The sequence below is a fragment of the Streptomyces sp. NPDC051364 genome (assembly GCF_040682115.1).
In the GTDB taxonomy this organism is placed as follows: Bacteria; Actinomycetota; Actinomycetes; order Streptomycetales; family Streptomycetaceae; genus Streptomyces.
This window is the reverse complement of sequence record NZ_JBFBAH010000025.1, coordinates 90,574-105,465: the sequence shown is the minus strand read 5'-3', so window position 1 is coordinate 105,465 and position 14,892 is coordinate 90,574. Positions and strand designations below refer to the sequence as shown.

Sequence of the window (14,892 nt, the reverse complement as noted above, 5' to 3'; positions counted from 1 at the left end):
CCCGACCTCGGCCTCGGCCTCGGCCAGCTCCTGGAGAACGGCCGCAACAACATCGACCTGCCCGGCGTGTTCCTCGCGATCATCCTCATCCTCGTGGTCGGCATCGCCATCGACCTGCTGATCTTCAGCCCCGTCGAGCGCTACGTCCTGCGCAGCCGCGGCCTGCTGGTGAAGAGCTGACCGGCATGTCCCCTGTCCTGCTGGTCATAGCCCACGGCAGCCGCGACCCGCGGCACGCGGCGACCGTGCACGCCCTCACCCGGCGGGTGCGGGCGCTGCGGCCCGGGCTGCGGGTGGAGACGGCGTTCCTGGACTTCGACACCCCGACGGTGGCGCAGGTGACCTCCGCCCTGTACCGGTCCGGCGTACGGGAGGTCGTGGCCCTCCCGCTGCTCCTGACCCGGGCGTTCCACGCGAAGTCCGACATACCCGCGGTGCTGGCCGAGGCCACGTCCCGCCTGCCGGACCTCTCGGTCCGGATCGCGGACGTCCTCGGCCCGTCCCCGCTGCTGGTCGGCGCCCTGGAGCGCCGCCTCGCGGAAGCGGGCCTCACCCCGGCGGACCGCGCCACCACCGGTGTGGTGCTCGCGTCCGCCGGTTCCTCCGACCCGGAGGCGATCGCAGTGATCGCTGAAATCGCGCGGGAGTGGCGGCACACCGGTTGGTGCGCCGTGCGGCCTGCGTTCGCCTCCGCTGCTCTGCCCCGTACGGAGGATGCCGTACGGGCCCTGCGCGCCGAGGGCGTCCGCCGGGTGGCGGTGGCCCCGTACGTCATCGCCCCCGGGCGCCTGCCGGACCGTATCGCGGCGGGCGCGGAAGCCGCCGGGGCGGATCTGGTGTCCGGCGTCCTCGGCGCGGCCCCCGAACTGGCCCGCCTGCTCCTGCGCCGCTACGACACGGCGCCGCGCAGCGTGCCGCTCCTGGCCGCGGCCTGATTCTCGTTCGAGTGAATCAAGGGCTCGGGCCAGTGGATCATGGGTAGTCCAGCCGCGAGGTTCCGTGCATCACACAACGGAATCGATCGTCCTGGCCGCCCCTGGAGGGCAGATGTCCATGTCACGCCGTACGCGCAAGCCCCTCACCACGTCCGCCGCCGCCCTGATCCTGTCCGTCGCGGGGGTCCGGAAACACCGTGGGGACCCTGCAGGAGGGCGCCGTCACCGGGAACGACATCTACTTCGTCGTCCAGTGGAACCACGGGCCCAGGGGCCGGTACACCGGCACCCGCGGCGCGGACGGCCGGCTCTCCGGCCTCACCGTCGACCTGAACAACCCGTCCAGCCAGTCCACCTGGCGCAGCGACCGCACGTTCTGACGCACGTGCCTAGCTAGCCCCTGGCCGCCGCCTCGTCGGCCAGGGCCGTCAGGTCCTCGATGGACATCGCGCCCGGCGGGAGGCCCTCGCGGGCGAAGATGTTCGCCGCGTGGCGCAGGGTGTCGTTCACCGGGGTCGGGATCCCGTGCAGGCGCCCCAGCAGCGTGATCTCGCCGTTCAGGTAGTCCGCCTCGATCGAGCCCGTGCCGCGTCGCAGCGACTGCCAGGAGGAGCCGCCCCGCATCCCCGGCGGCTGGTCGACCTTGCCGTCACGGGCCGCCGACTGCTCCGCGTCCGCGGCGTACGCGATCCCGGCCGCCTCGAGCGCCGCCCGGCCCTCCCGCTGCGCCCGCTGCAGCAGCGCCGCCTTCGACGGGTCGGGCTCCGGCCCGGTCGTCGCCTGGATCGCGTTGCCCAGGTTGCCCAGCAGCTTCGCGTACTTCCACCGCATCACGTCCTCGACGACCGGCGCCTCGAAGCCGCACTTCTCCAGGTCGGCCGCGATCCGCCGGGCCCGCGTATCCGCGCCCCCGGCGGCCAGTCCGATGTGCAGGATGCCCGTCAGCGGCGCACACAGCGCGGACACCACCCCCGGCTCCAGGAACGTGGCGGGCAGCCATACGCAGACCCCGTACACGCGCGCGAAGCGGCGCAGCGCCAGCCGCTCGCTCTCCACCCCGTTCTGCGCGCACAGCACCGGCAGCCGCTGCGCCGCCGTACCGCCGCCCGCCACCTCCGCATCGCCCCACGCATCGAGCGCGGCGATCGTGTCCTGGGTCTTCACGGTGAGCAGCAGTACGTCGTCCGGCCGCAGTTCACCCAGCTCCGCCGGACCCGTGACCACGGGGATCCGGTGCACCCGGGCCCCGTCCGCCGTCGTGAGCCGCAGCCCGTCCGCCGTGAGGGCCTCCGCGTGGGCGCCGCGCGCGACGAGCACGACCTCCGCGCCGGCTTCCGCCAGCCGTCCGCCGATGGTCGCGCCGATCGCGCCGGCGCCGATGATGATGTAACGCATGGCCAGGAGCCTGGCACATCCTGAGCCCTGAGTTACCGTCGGGGCATGGCGGACGACATGTTCCTTCTCGGCGGCGATCTCCCCGTACGGCGGCTCGGCCTCGGCACGGGCGGTCTGGTCGGGCCCGGCTACTGGGGCCCGCGCGGCAGCCGCGCAGAGGCCCGGGCCCTGCTGCACACCGCCGTCGACCGCGGTGTCACCTTCCTCGACACCGCCGACAACTACGGCCCCGACCTGGCCGAGGAGCTGATCGCCGAGGCCCTCCACCCGTACGGGGAGCAGCTCGTCATCGCCACGAAGGGCGGGGTGGTGCGCACCGGCCCCGACCGGTGGCATCTCGCCGGGCGTCCCGAGCAGCTGCGGGAGATGTGCGAGGCGAGCCTGCGGCGGCTGCGGGTGGAGTGCATCGACCTCTACCAGCTGCACCGCTTCGATCCGTCGGTCCCGATGGCCGAACAGCTGGGCGCGCTCGCCGGGTTGCGGGAGGAGGGCAAGATCCGGCACATCGGGCTGGACACGGTCACCGCCGAACAGCTGCGCCAGGCGCTGGAGCTGGTCCCGGTCGCCGCCGTCCAGAACCCGTACAACCTGCTGGACCGGTCCTCGGCAGAGGTGCTCGCCCTGTGCGAGGCGCGGGGGATCGCCTTCCTCCCGTACTACCCCCTGGGCAGTGGCGCCCTGACCCGCGAGAGCGCGGCCGCGGTGACCGCCGTGGCCACCGGGCACCGCGCGGGCCCGGGGCAGATCGCGCTGGCCTGGCTGCTGCACCGGTCGCCGGTGCTGTGCCCCATGCCGGGCACAGGATCCCCCGTCCACCTGGCCGAAAACATTGACGCGGCAACCATCCACCTGACGCCCCAGGAGCTGGCCGTCCTCGACGCGCTCGGCCGGTAACCCGGCCGTAGGCTGGAAGTACACGCACGGAGCGGGGAGCCCCGGTCTGTCTGCGTCGGTTTCAACCATCTCGGGGGCCGGAATCTTCTCGGCGGGGCTTCTCTCGCCTGAACTCCTTGCCTGAAGGGAGCCCCTGATGGCTGTCAAGAAGCGCACGTCCGCCAAGCCCACGACCGCCGGCTCCGCCCGCTCTGCCGGAGCGGCCGGTTCGGCCCGTTCGGCTGGTTCGGCTCGTTCGGCTGGTTCGGCTCGTTCGACTCGTTCGGCGAACGGCCAGGACAAACTGATCACCTCGCTCAAGCAATTCATCCGTGCCCGCGGGTCGAGCTACCTCAGCGACCCGAACGTGTCCTCGATCGGCATCGGCTACAAGGAGAAGAACGGGAAGCGGAGCAAGGAACTGGCACTGCAGTTCACGGTGGACAAGAAGGTCCGGCCGGAGGGCGTACGCAACGTGGGCAGCGTCGAGATACCGGCGGTCATCGACATAGGCGGCGGCGTCGAGGTGCCGACCGATGTCGTGCAGCGCAGCTACAAACCGCATTTCCTGGTGGTGCCCGAGGCCCAGACGCCCGAGCGCCAGAAGCGCGTCGACCCGGTCCGTCCCGGGGTGAGCGTCGGCAACGTCAAGGTGAGCGCCGGCACCCTCGGCTGCATCGTCTTCGACAAGAACGACGGCTCGACCTGTGTCCTGAGCAACTGGCATGTGCTGAACGGCCGGAAGGGCGTACCCGGCGACGAGGTCGTCCAGCCGGGGGCCGCCGACGACAGCCGCATCGCCCTGAACCGGCTCGGCACGCTCAAGCGCTCCCACCTCGGCCAGGTCGGCGACTGCGCCGTCGCCGGCATCACGGAACGCGACTTCGACACGGCCATCCTCGACCTCGGGGTCACGCCGACGAAGCTGGGCGAGCCGCAGATCGACGACAAGGTCGTCAAGAGCGGGCGGACCACCGGTGTCACGCACGGGGTGGTGACGCGGCCGTTCGCCAAGGTGAGCATCGACTACGGACCGCCGGTCGGGGTGCGCGAGATCGAGTGCTTCGAGATAGGCCCCGACCCCGGCCATCCGGCGGACGGCGACGAGATCAGCCTGCCCGGCGACTCCGGTTCGGCCTGGCTGTTCAAGGCGCGCACCGGCAGGCCGACCGACGTCCTGGCCGGTCTCCACTTCGGCGGCGAGAGCGACGCGGACCCCGAGGACCGGGCGCTGGCCTGCTTCCCCCACGCGGTCTTCGAGGAACTGAAGATCACCCTCCAGCCGCCGGCCCGCGATTCGCTGGAGGCCGTGGCCGGGTACGACCCGGGCTTCCTCACGGTGCCGATACCCGCCCCGCAGCTGGCTGCGGCCGTCAAGGCGGATGCCGTGCAGCTCTCCGGGACCGAGGTCATCCCGTACACCCACTTCTCGCTGGCGCTGAACGGGAAGCGGCGATTCGCGTTCTGGGTGGCCTGGAACATCGACGGCGGCGCCATCAAGAAGATCGACCGCAGCGGGATCGAGTTCAAGAAGGATCCGCGGCTGCCGGCCGACGTCCAGGTCGGCAATGAGATCTACAAGGGCAACCGGCTCGACCGGGGCCACATAGCGCGCCGCGCCGACCTGATCTGGGGGCCCATGCCCGAGGCGGACCGCGCCAACACCGACTCGTTCTTCTACACCAACATCACCCCGCAGATGGACGACTTCAACCAGAGTGCGAAGGCCGGGATCTGGGGTGAGCTGGAGAACGCCCTCTACGAGGAGATCGAGGTCGAGGGCCTGAGGGTCAGCGTGTTCGGCGGGCCGGTGTTCCAGGACGACGACCGCGCCTTCCGGGGCGTGCAGCTTCCGCGCGAGTTCTGGAAGGTGCTCGTGTACTCCGAGAACGGCACCCTCAAGGCCAAGGCGTTCCTGCTGACCCAGAACCTGGTCCTGGCGGAGGTCCTGGAGCTGGACGAGTTCCGGGTCTTCCAGATCAAGCTGGGCGAGGTCCAGAAGCGGACCGGCCTCAAGTTCCCCGCCACGCTGGTCCAGGCGGACACGCTGGTGGTCCCGGAGGCCCTGGAGGACCGGAGTCCGCTGGAGAGCGTGGCCGACATCGACTGGGGCTAAGCGCGGGCTAAGCGGCCTTGGTGAAGTGGGGTGCGTTGCCGCGTCGTCCGGTGCGGTGCATCGCAAGGCGGAGCGGCACGCTTGTACTGAACGTACCAGGGTGCTGCGACAACGCGGCGAGGCGCCGAGCCGGGCGGCGCGGGGGCGTGCCCCACTTCCCCGAGACCGCTTAGGGGGTGCCTTCCGTCAGCTCGACGAGCTTGGCGACGGTGTTCCAGTTGCGGCTCGTCGCGTCGATGCCCTTGAACACGGCGGGCTTGGCGAGGGCCTCGCCCAGTTTGGAGCGGCCCAGCCCGTCCGGCGCGTAGAGGTAGACGACCCGGTCGCCGATCCGGTACTCCTCCGGGAGGTACGCGGGCCCGTCGATCGAGGCGAACCTCTCCTCGGCCGGCTGCTCGGAGAGGAAGGTGGCGTGCAGCTGCCTGCCCTCCAGCTCGGCGGCCGGGAAGGGGCAGGCCTCGGCGACGGCGCGCAGGTAGGGCCCGTCGACCACCAGGCAGCGCACCGCGAAGCCGAAGTGGGCCTCGATGGCCCGCTCGAGCTCGCGGGCCAGGGCGGCCGTGTCCTTCTCCGTGCTGGCGAAGACGGCGTTGCCGCTCTGCAGGTAGGTCTGCACGCCGGTGTGGCCGAGACCCGTCAGGAGCTCGCGCAGCTCGGCCATCGGGACCTTCTTGGCCCCGCCGACATTGATTCCGCGCAGCAGGGCCGCGTACTTCTTCGTGGTCTTCGTGGTCTTCGTGGTCATGACCGAACGATAGGACGGGGCACCGACAGCGCGGGCAGTTCGGCCTCGACGAGGTCGGCGGCCCGTCCCGTACCGCCCTCGGAGGCCATCTGCGCGCGGACGGCCTCGGCGCGGGCCGCGACCTCGGGATCCGCGAGGAGCGCGCGGACGGCCTCCCGCAGGGTCGGGGCGTCGGCCTCCTCCATCGGAATGTGCCGGGCGACGCCGAGTCCCTGGAGCATGTCGGCGTTGGCGAACTGGTCGACGGCCTGCGGAACGGCGACCATCGGGGTGCCGGTGGCGAGGCCTTCCTGGCTGCCGCCGGCGCCCGCGTGGGTGATGAAGGCGTCGGCCCGGCGCAGGATGTCCAGCTGGGGAACCCAGCGGTGGACCTCGACGTTGGCGGGGACGGCGCCCAGTTCGGCCTCGTCGGTGAACTTGCCGATCTGGAGGACGACATGCCAGTCGGGCAGGTCGCCGAAGGCCTCGATGCAGGCGCGGTAGAAGGCGGGCTGCTTGGTGAAGGTGGAGCCGAGGGAGACCAGCAGCACCTTCTTCCCCTCTGCTGCGGCCGGGCGCTCCCAGGTGCCCTGGTCGGCGCTGCGGTCGCCCTGGCAGGCGCCGACGAAGGTGTAGACGGACTCGTCGACGCGGTCGGCCTGCGGCTGGAGGGCGCGCGGGATGAGCACGATGCTGCGGCGCGGCCGGCCGACGAAGCGGTCGCTGTCCTCGTCGATGCCGTTCTCGTCGAGCCAGGAGCGGAAGCGGGCGTAGTACGCCTGCCCGCGCTGGGAGGCGCGCAGCTCAGCGGTCATCGGCGCGGCGACCTCCTCCTCGTAGCCGGTCCAGGCGACCAGGTTCGGGGAGAGCGAGACGGCCGGGACGCCCCAGCGGTGGGCGAGGACGGGCGCCGGGTAGGAGGTGATGTCGTGGATGACCAGGTCGGGCTCGTCGCCTTCGAAGGCGGCCGCGAGCTGCGGAAGGGCCTGGACGGCGTCGTTCAGGAACGGCTCGATGTTGTCGATGAGCTCGGTGCCCCAGGCCTCGGGCTCGTCGTCCGTGGGGAGGGTGGAGTTCCAGATCACCGGTGTGGCGCCGGCCTCCGCGATCTTCTCGGCGAAGGAGGCGGGGATGGCGTAGCTGACGCGGTGGCCACGGGCGACGAGTTCCCGGATCAATTCGATGCTCGGGTTCACGTGCCCGTGGGCGGCGATGGAGAACATGGCGATGTGTGCGGGCTGGGCTGAGGTCATGTCACGAGCCTAACGAGACGATACGTCTCGTGCAACGGAGATATCCGGCCGCCGGAGCGGGAGCCGGCGAGGGCGGATGCGGGGGGACGAAGCCGTGGAAATGCAAGACTTGGCGGGTTCGCGGTGATCCGGATGTGGAGCGGTGGCATGGACGAGGCGCAGGCCAGGGGTGTGCTGGTGGCGGCGGGGCTCACGGGCCCGGCCGAGCTGCTGGCGCTGGGCGAGAACGCGGTCTTCGCGGCCGGCGATCTGGTGGTGAAGGTCGGCCGGGAGGCGGCGCTGCTGGAGCGGGCCGAGCGGGAGCTCGCCGTGGCGGGCTGGCTCGAGGAGGCCGGGATCCCGGCGGTCCGCGCGGCCGAGCCGAAGCCGCGGCTGGTGGCGGGGCACCCGGTGACTCTGTGGCACCGCCTCGCGGATGCGGTCCGGCCCGCCGGTCCCGAGGACCTGGCGGTGCTGTTGCGGCAGATCCACGCCCTCCCGGCGGCGCCGTTCGCGCTTCCCGCGCGGGACCTGCTGGGCGGGGTCGAGCGCTGGCTGCGGCTGGCGGGCGAGGCCGTCGACCCGGCCGACGCGGCGTACCTGCGGGCCCGGCGCGATGCGTACGCCGGCGAGGTCGCCGCGCTCACCCCGCACCTGCCGCCCGGCCCGATCCACGGCGACGCCCTCCCCCGCAACGTCCACGTGGGCCCGGGCGGGCCGGTCCTGGTGGACCTGGAGACCGTCTCCGCCGACATGCGCGAGCACGACCTGGTGGTGATGGCCCTCTCCCGCGACCGGTACGGGCTGCCGCCGGAGTCGTACGAGGCCTTCGTGGCGGCGTACGGATGGGACGTGCGCGACTGGGCGGGCTGCGCGGTGCTGCGGGGCGCCCGCGAGACGGCCAGCTGCGCCTGGGTCGCCCAGCACGCCCCGACCAACCCGAAGGCGCTGGCCGAATTCCGCCGCCGGGTGGCCTCCCTGCGCGACGGCGACCCCGAAATGCGGTGGCACTCCTTTTAGCCGTGCCGTATCCAGGACCGCATATGAGACTGCACACCACGATCCACACCGCCCGCCTGGGCGCGACGGAGTTCAAGGTCATCCGCCCGGCCCGAACCCCGGCGCGCGCGGTGCTCTTCGACGACCCCTGGTACCTGAACGGATGGTTCGACCAGGAGGCCGCGCAGATCACCGCGGGGCTGTGGGCCCTCGCGGCCACCTCTCCACGGTCGCTGGTCCACCTGCCGCTCCGGGCCAACGCGGCGGGCGGAGCGGACACGGCCATCGGCACGCGGCGCCCGCTCGACCTCGTCCTGCTGCACCACTCCCTGCAGTTCGCCCCATCCCGGTGGAAGGAGCTCCGGGGTCGGCTGGGCCCCGGGCGCCCGCGCACCGTGGACCTGCCCGCCCCCGACCAGGATGCGGAGTCCGGCGCATCCGACCGGCACCACCGGGAGAACCGGGACCGGTTCCGCCAGGACATCCACAGCGAGACGCTGTTCATGACCGGCAGCGCCCGGACGTTCCGGGAGGCTGCCGGGCAGTTCGCCGACCTCGCCCGCATGGGCCCCGGCCAGGCGTTCAACCACGGGGGCAGGCACTGCTGCCGCAGCGTGGACTGCGATCCCGCCGACCGCGACCTGCACATCGAGTACTGCGAGGAGTGGCCGGCGTGACCGCGTGGCCGGCGTAGCCCTCAGGCCGGCGCCGGCAGCAGACTCCGCAGCGGCCACGCCGTGTCGATCACCGCGTCCGGGGTGCCCTGCCGGCGCAGGTACGACTGGAAGTCGCGGGCCCAGCGCTCGTGCCAGCCGCCCTGGCGGGTGTGCAGGTCGGCCGGGGTGAGCGCCGCCACCTCCGGGTGGCGGGCGGCTATCGCGCGGGCCACCTGCACCGCGGCCAGCGCGTCCGCGCCCGCGTCGTGCGCGGCGTCCAGGGTCACCCCGTACACCCCGCACACCGCCTCCAGGGTCCGCTTGCCGCGCCGGTAGCGGTCCACGGCCCGGTCGATGGTCAGCGGGTCCACCACCGGCCCGGTCTGCTGCTCCCCGCCCAGCCGGTCGGCCAGCGAGGGCAGCCCGTGCCGGGCCATTTCGGCCGTCAGCAGGGTCAGGTCGAAGGCCGCGTTGTACGCGACGACCACCGCGCCCCGCCGCCAGTGCTCGACCAGCACCTGCGCGACCTCGTCGGCGACCTCCCGCGCCGGGCGGCCCTCCGCCACCGCGCGCTCCGTGCTGATCCCGTGGATCGCCGAGGCGCCGTCGGGGATCGGTATCCCCGGGTCCGCGAGCCAGCCGCGCCGTTCGCGCACCTCGCCTGCCCGCACCTCGACCACCGCCGCCGTCACGATCCGCGACTCCCCCGGCTCCGTGCCGGTCGTCTCCAGGTCGAATCCGATCAGCACACCGCCGTGCCAGTCCCCCATGCCGCGCCAGTTCTCCACCCCGTGCCCCTCCCCCGTACTCCCCGTGCACCCCGTGCACCCCGTGCACCCCGTACACCTTCGGTCAACGACTTTCAGCCTGCCACGGGGCACTGACAGTCATGACACCGGGCGGGAGTCCTGCCAGATCGACTCGAATTCCTCCCGGTACGTCGGGAACAGCCCCTGCTCCGCGTCACGTGAGGAACCGCGGGCTCCGCCGCCCCGCAGCACCAGCACGGGCGCCTCCATGCCGCGCGCCCGGCGCAGGTACGACTGCACGACGGCGATGCCCGAGGACTCCCCCTCCACCAGGTAGGCGGTGAAGCGGGGCGTCTCGTCGAAGACGTGAATCTCGAACCGCGAGGGATCCCGCAGCCCCGCCCGCACCCGGCGCACGTGCAGGATGTTCATCTCCACCGAGCGGCTCAGCTCGCCCTTGCGCAGGCCGAGCTCCCGCTCGCGCCGCTTCACGGCGCTGCTGGCCGGGTTCAGGAACAGCAGCCGGACCCGGCAGCCGGCCTCGGTGAGGCGCACGAGTCTTCGGCCCGAGAAGTTCTGCACCAGCAGGTTGAGCCCTATGCCGATGGCGTCGAGCCGCCGCGCCCCGCCGAACAGGTCCTCCGCCGGGAGCTGGCGCTGCAGCCGTACCCGGTCCGGGTGGACCGAGATGACGTCCGCGTACCGGTCGCCCACCAGGTCCTCGACGGCGTCGATCGGCAGCCGGTCCGCCGCCGGGGAGCCCGCGCCGCCGCCCAGCACCTCCAGCAGCCGGGCCGAGGCGCGCTCCGCCTGCTCCAGCACCGCCCGCGACAGCGCCCGGTTGCGGGAGACCACGTTGCGGGTGACCTCCAGCTCGTCGAGCGCGAGCTCGATCTCCCGCCGGTCGTCGAAGTACGGCTCGAAGCACGGCCAGTGCTGGACCATGAGCTCCCGCAGCTGCGGGAGCGTCAGGAAGCTCAGTACGTTGTCGTCGGCCGGGTCCAGCAGGTAGCCCTTGCGCCGGCTGACCTCGCGGACCGCAACCGCCCGCTGTACCCACTCCTGGCCGGCGGGTCCGGCGGCCGCGACCACCCAGTCGTCCCCGCCGTGCACGGGCTCGTAGATCGGCCGCAGCACCGCGCCGACGACGGCGCGCAGCCGCTGCTCGATCAGGTTCAGCCAGATGTACGCACGCCCGGCGCGCTGCGCCCGGGTGCGGACCTCGCTCCACGCGTCCGCGCCCCAGTCCAGCTCGGCGCCGGCCCGCACACTCCCGGCCGCCGTAGGGGCCAGCGACACCGCCCCGGCCGGCACCCCCGCGGGAACGCCGCCCGACACGCCGCCCGACACCCCGCCGGGCGCACCACCGGGTGCACCTCCTGGGGCGTCCGCCGGGCCGCCCTCGTGACCGCTGTCACCAGGGGGCAGCTCCAGACCTCCCGAGCTCACCCGTGCACCGCCTTCTGCGTCTGGACGCCCGTCTCCAGTGATCACGGAAGGGTACTCCGAGCGCGGCGCCCGATGCAGCCCGATGGCCCCTACACCGGTGGTCCGTTGACCCATTATCCGATGCCCGCATAGTCCGCTGACCCGCATATCAGCTCTCCGGGTCACCCGGGAGGAGCATCCCAAGTCCCCGCGTGCGGGCCCACTTTCGGGGAAGATCTGCAGGGACGTGGTCCACGCCGGATCAGCCCGAACCATCAGCCCGACAGCCGGGGGAACGAGGGGAAGAGTCGTATCCATGCAGGTCTGGCCGGGACAGGCGTATCCGCTCGGCGCCACGTACGACGGCGCCGGCACCAATTTCGCGGTCTACTCCGAGGCCGCCCGACGCATCGAACTGTGCCTGCTCCACGAGGACGGCTCGGAGACCGCCGTCGAACTGCGCGAGACGGATGCCTTCGTGCGCCACGCCTACCTGCCCGGGGTGATGCCGGGGCAGCGCTACGGCTTCCGCGTGCACGGCCCGTACGAGCCCGAGCGCGGGCAGCGCTGCAACGCGGCCAAGCTGCTGCTGGACCCGTACGCACGGGCCGTCGCGGGCAGTGTCGACTGGGGTGAGGAGGTGTACGGCTACCACTTCGGCCGGCCGGATTCGCGCAACGACCTCGACTCGGCTCCGCACACGATGAGTTCGGTCGTCGTCAATCCGTACTTCGACTGGGCGAACGACCGCCCGCCGCGCCACGAGTACCACCACACCGTGCTGTACGAGGCGCACGTCAAGGGTCTGACCATGCGTCACCCTGATCTGCCCGAGGAGCTGCGCGGCACGTACGGGGCCCTCGCTCACCCGGCGGTCATCGGGCACCTCAGCAAGCTCGGGGTGACGGCGCTGGAGCTGATGCCGGTGCACCAGTACGTGAACGACCACCGGCTGGTCGACGACGGGCTGAGCAACTACTGGGGCTACAACACGATCGGCTTCTTCGCCCCGCACAACGGCTACGCCTCCGGTGACCGGGGGCAGCAGGTGCTGGAGTTCAAGTCGGCGGTGCGGGCCCTGCACGAGGCCGGGATCGAGGTGATCCTCGACGTGGTCTACAACCACACCGCCGAGGGCAACCACCTGGGCCCGACGCTGTCCTTCCGGGGGCTCGACAACGCTTCGTACTACCGCCTCGCGGACGATCCCCGGCACTACATGGACACGACCGGGACCGGGAACTCACTGCTCATGCGCTCGCCGCACGTGCTCCAGCTGATCATGGACTCGCTGCGGTACTGGGTCACCGAGATGCATGTGGACGGGTTCCGCTTCGACCTCGCCGCGACGCTCGCCCGGCAGTTCCACGAGGTGGACCGGCTGTCCTCGTTCTTCGACCTGGTCCAGCAGGATCCGGTGGTCAGCCAGGTGAAGCTGATCGCGGAGCCCTGGGACCTGGGCGAGGGCGGCTACCAGGTGGGGAACTTCCCGCCGCTGTGGACCGAGTGGAACGGCAAGTACCGGGACACCGTGCGGGACTTGTGGCGCGGGCAGCCGCGAACGCTCGCGGAGTTCGCGGGGCGGCTGACCGGCTCCTCGGACCTCTACCAGGACGACGGCCGCCGCCCGCTGGCGTCCATCAACTTCACCACCTGCCACGACGGTTTCACCCTGAACGACCTCGTCTCGTACGACGAGAAGCACAACGAGGGAAACCGCGAGGGCAATCGGGACGGGGAGACCCACAACCGGTCCTGGAACTGCGGGGTCGAGGGGCCGACGGAGGACCCGGAGGTCCAGGAGCTGCGCGAGCGCCAGATGCGCAACTTCACGGCCACCCTGATGCTCTCGCAGGGCGTGCCGATGCTCAGCCACGGCGACGAGTTCGCGCGCTCGCAGGGCGGCAACAACAACGCCTACTGCCAGGACAACGAGCTGTCGTGGGTCAACTGGCCCGAGCCGGGCAAGCCGGCGCCCTCCCTGCTGGAGTTCACCCGGCGGATGGTGTGGCTGCGGCGCGACCACCCGGTGTTCCGGCGGCGCCGGTTCTTCCACGGGCGGCCGGTGGAGGGGACCAACGACGAGCTCTCCGACATCGCCTGGTTCACCCCGCACGGGGAGCCGATGCGGGCCCGCGACTGGCAGGCGCAGCACGCGCGCTCGCTGACGGTGTTCCTCAACGGGGAGGCGATCTCCGAGCCGGGCGCGCGCGGGGAGCGGATCACGGACGACTCGTTCCTGCTGATGTTCAACGCGGGCGCCGATCCACAGGACTTCACCGTCCCGGCCGGGCACGGGGCGCAGTGGCGGCTGGTCGTGGACACGGCGCGGCCGGACGTACTGCCACCCGGCACCGGACCGCAATATGCGGCCGGGGACCGGGTGGCGCTGACAGGGCGGTGTCTGGTGGTGCTTCAGCGCCCGGCGTAGGAGGAACCGGACGGGCCCGACGGGCTCCCGGTCACGTTCGGGGAGGCGGTCTGCTGCGCCGGGATGAAGACCTTCGGCGCGGCGGGGTGCGTACGGGCGGCCGGCACCCGGGTGACCAGGGCGAGGAGCAGGGACAGTGCGGCCGCCCCGACGGCCACGGCGAAGGCCCCGGCGGGCCCGTACGACTCGGCGAGCCGTCCGGAGGCGGCGAGCGCGGCGGCCTGCCCGGCCACGAGCGAGCTGGCGGCGAAGGCCGTGGCCTCGGCGAGCCGGGCCGGCTCCACGACCCGCTCGGTCAGCGCGAACGCGGTGATCAGGTGGGGGGCGTAGGCGGCCCCGAGCACGGTGACGACCGCATACAGGGGCCACAGGGTGTCGGTGAAGAGCAGCGGTACGGAGAGCACCAGCGCGGCGGCGGTGGCCGCCCGCCAGCGCAGCCTCAGCCCGATTCGGGCGGGCAGCGCCCCGAGGGCGAGGCCCACGGCGGCGCTGACGACGCCCATGGCGGCGTAGACGATGCCTGCCTGGCCGGGGACGCCCAAACGAGCGGTGAGGGCGGCGATTCCGGCCTGGCAGGCGCCGAACATGGCGCCCTGGAGCAGTAGGGAGCCCCGTACGGCGTACACGACACGCGGCTGCCGACTGCGGCGCTCGACGCCGGCAGGGGCATCGGCGTCACCTCCTGGGGCGCCCCGCCCCCGCGGGGCGCGCCCCTTCGCTCCCGCCCCGGCCGTGACGGCGGCGGTCGGGTGCAGGGCGAAGGCGGTGCCGAAGACGGCGATGAGGGCGGCGGCCCCGCCGAGGGCGATCGCGGGGTGCGCGACGAGCGCGGCGAGTCCGACGAGGGCCGGTCCGAAGACGAAGGAGACCTCGTCGAGGGTGCCTTCGAGCGAATGGACGGCGCCCACCACGCCCTCGTCGGCCTCGGCACGGTGGGCGAGGGCCACGGAGCGGGTCCGGGCGAGTGGTCCGATCAGCGGTACGGAGGCTCCGGTGACGGCGCCGATCGCGGCGAGCGGGGCGGTGGCGAGGCCCCCGAGGGCCCCGGCGACCAGGGCGCCGGTGGCGACCGCGTTGACCGCGGCGGCGGTCAGGACCACGGCCCGCTGCCCGTACCGGTCGGCGAGCCGGCCCAGGACGGGCCCGAAGACCACCTGTCCGGCGGAGAGGGTGCCGCCGACGATGCCGGCGGTGGCGAGGGAGCCGCTGGTCTCGGCGACCAGCAGCACGCTCCCGAACTGGGACATCGCAACGGGGAGTCGCGCGAGGAAGGAGAGGAGCGGGAGTAGGGGCCCGGTGAGGGCGATGACTCTTCGATAGGTGTTGACGGTTCCGGCCACTTGATCGACCCTAA

The 14,892-nt window shown here is 72.4% G+C and carries 13 protein-coding genes and 1 pseudogene; 8 read left to right on the top strand and 6 right to left on the bottom strand.

Annotation, left to right across the window (positions count from 1 at the left end; all coding sequences use genetic code 11):
- The 3 genes and pseudogenes from AB0M76_RS33610 to AB0M76_RS33600 form a co-directional block, all read left to right on the top strand.
- Nucleotides 1-180: pseudogene (locus AB0M76_RS33610) on the top strand (ABC transporter permease); the annotation flags it as partial.
- Between the two features lie 5 nt (nt 181-185).
- Nucleotides 186-935, top strand: a complete 750-nt coding sequence (locus AB0M76_RS33605) for a sirohydrochlorin chelatase (protein WP_365956539.1) — start codon at nt 186-188, stop codon at nt 933-935.
- Between the two features lie 197 nt (nt 936-1,132).
- A complete protein-coding gene (locus AB0M76_RS33600; protein WP_365956538.1) occupies nt 1,133-1,315 on the top strand; it encodes a hypothetical protein in 183 nt (60 codons plus the stop codon).
- A 13-nt stretch (nt 1,316-1,328) separates the two neighbouring features.
- On the opposite strand, the gene AB0M76_RS33595 is transcribed toward AB0M76_RS33600, so the two are convergent.
- The gene (locus tag AB0M76_RS33595) at nt 1,329-2,330 is read right to left on the bottom strand and encodes a 2-dehydropantoate 2-reductase N-terminal domain-containing protein (RefSeq protein WP_365956537.1); all 1,002 of its coding nucleotides are present in this window, start codon (nt 2,328-2,330) and stop codon (nt 1,329-1,331) included.
- Nucleotides 2,331-2,375: 45 nt separating this feature from the next.
- Here AB0M76_RS33595 and AB0M76_RS33590 point away from each other — a divergent pair, with 45 nt between their 5' ends.
- Both AB0M76_RS33590 and AB0M76_RS33585 read left to right on the top strand, forming a co-directional pair.
- On the top strand, nt 2,376-3,224 hold the full coding sequence (locus tag AB0M76_RS33590; protein WP_365956536.1) for an aldo/keto reductase: 849 nt from the start codon (nt 2,376-2,378) through the stop codon (nt 3,222-3,224).
- Nucleotides 3,225-3,360: 136 nt separating this feature from the next.
- Nucleotides 3,361-5,319, top strand: coding sequence for a DNA/RNA non-specific endonuclease (locus AB0M76_RS33585; protein ID WP_365956535.1), 1,959 nt, complete (start codon nt 3,361-3,363; stop codon nt 5,317-5,319).
- 169 nt (nt 5,320-5,488) lie between these two features.
- On the opposite strand, the gene AB0M76_RS33580 is transcribed toward AB0M76_RS33585, so the two are convergent.
- The gene (locus AB0M76_RS33580; protein WP_365956534.1) at nt 5,489-6,064 is read right to left on the bottom strand and encodes a DUF1697 domain-containing protein; all 576 of its coding nucleotides are present in this window, start codon (nt 6,062-6,064) and stop codon (nt 5,489-5,491) included.
- Nucleotides 6,061-7,296 carry a macrolide-inactivating glycosyltransferase gene (gene mgt, locus AB0M76_RS33575; protein ID WP_365956533.1) on the bottom strand — a complete coding sequence of 412 codons (1,236 nt, stop codon included), beginning with the start codon at nt 7,294-7,296 and terminating at the stop codon, nt 6,061-6,063. Before mgt ends, AB0M76_RS33580 begins: the two co-directional genes overlap by 4 nt.
- Before the next feature lie 147 nt (nt 7,297-7,443).
- Between mgt and AB0M76_RS33570 the strand changes: the two genes are divergently transcribed.
- Together AB0M76_RS33570 and AB0M76_RS33565 are read left to right on the top strand one after the other, a co-directional pair.
- Nucleotides 7,444-8,295, top strand: coding sequence for an aminoglycoside phosphotransferase family protein (locus tag AB0M76_RS33570; protein WP_365956531.1), 852 nt, complete (start codon nt 7,444-7,446; stop codon nt 8,293-8,295).
- Between the two features lie 23 nt (nt 8,296-8,318).
- Nucleotides 8,319-8,951, top strand: a complete 633-nt coding sequence (locus tag AB0M76_RS33565) for a hypothetical protein (protein ID WP_365956530.1) — start codon at nt 8,319-8,321, stop codon at nt 8,949-8,951.
- Between the two features lie 20 nt (nt 8,952-8,971).
- Here AB0M76_RS33565 and AB0M76_RS33560 read toward each other — a convergent pair whose 3' ends face one another.
- Together AB0M76_RS33560 and AB0M76_RS33555 are read right to left on the bottom strand one after the other, a co-directional pair.
- Nucleotides 8,972-9,700 (bottom strand): 3'-5' exonuclease, encoded by a 729-nt coding sequence (locus AB0M76_RS33560; RefSeq protein WP_365956543.1) that lies wholly within the window; start codon nt 9,698-9,700, stop codon nt 8,972-8,974.
- 117 nt (nt 9,701-9,817) lie between these two features.
- Entirely contained in the window at nt 9,818-11,128 is a 1,311-nt protein-coding gene (locus tag AB0M76_RS33555) for an SAV2148 family HEPN domain-containing protein (RefSeq protein WP_266662494.1), read from the bottom strand.
- Nucleotides 11,129-11,423: 295 nt separating this feature from the next.
- Between AB0M76_RS33555 and glgX the strand changes: the two genes are divergently transcribed.
- The gene (glgX, locus tag AB0M76_RS33550) at nt 11,424-13,538 is read left to right on the top strand and encodes a glycogen debranching protein GlgX (protein ID WP_365956528.1); all 2,115 of its coding nucleotides are present in this window, start codon (nt 11,424-11,426) and stop codon (nt 13,536-13,538) included.
- On the opposite strand, the gene AB0M76_RS33545 is transcribed toward glgX, so the two are convergent.
- A complete protein-coding gene (locus tag AB0M76_RS33545) occupies nt 13,523-14,878 on the bottom strand; it encodes an MFS transporter (protein ID WP_365956527.1) in 1,356 nt (451 codons plus the stop codon). The two genes, glgX and AB0M76_RS33545, sit on opposite strands and share 16 nt — an antisense overlap.
- Between the last annotated feature and the right edge of the window lie 14 nt (nt 14,879-14,892).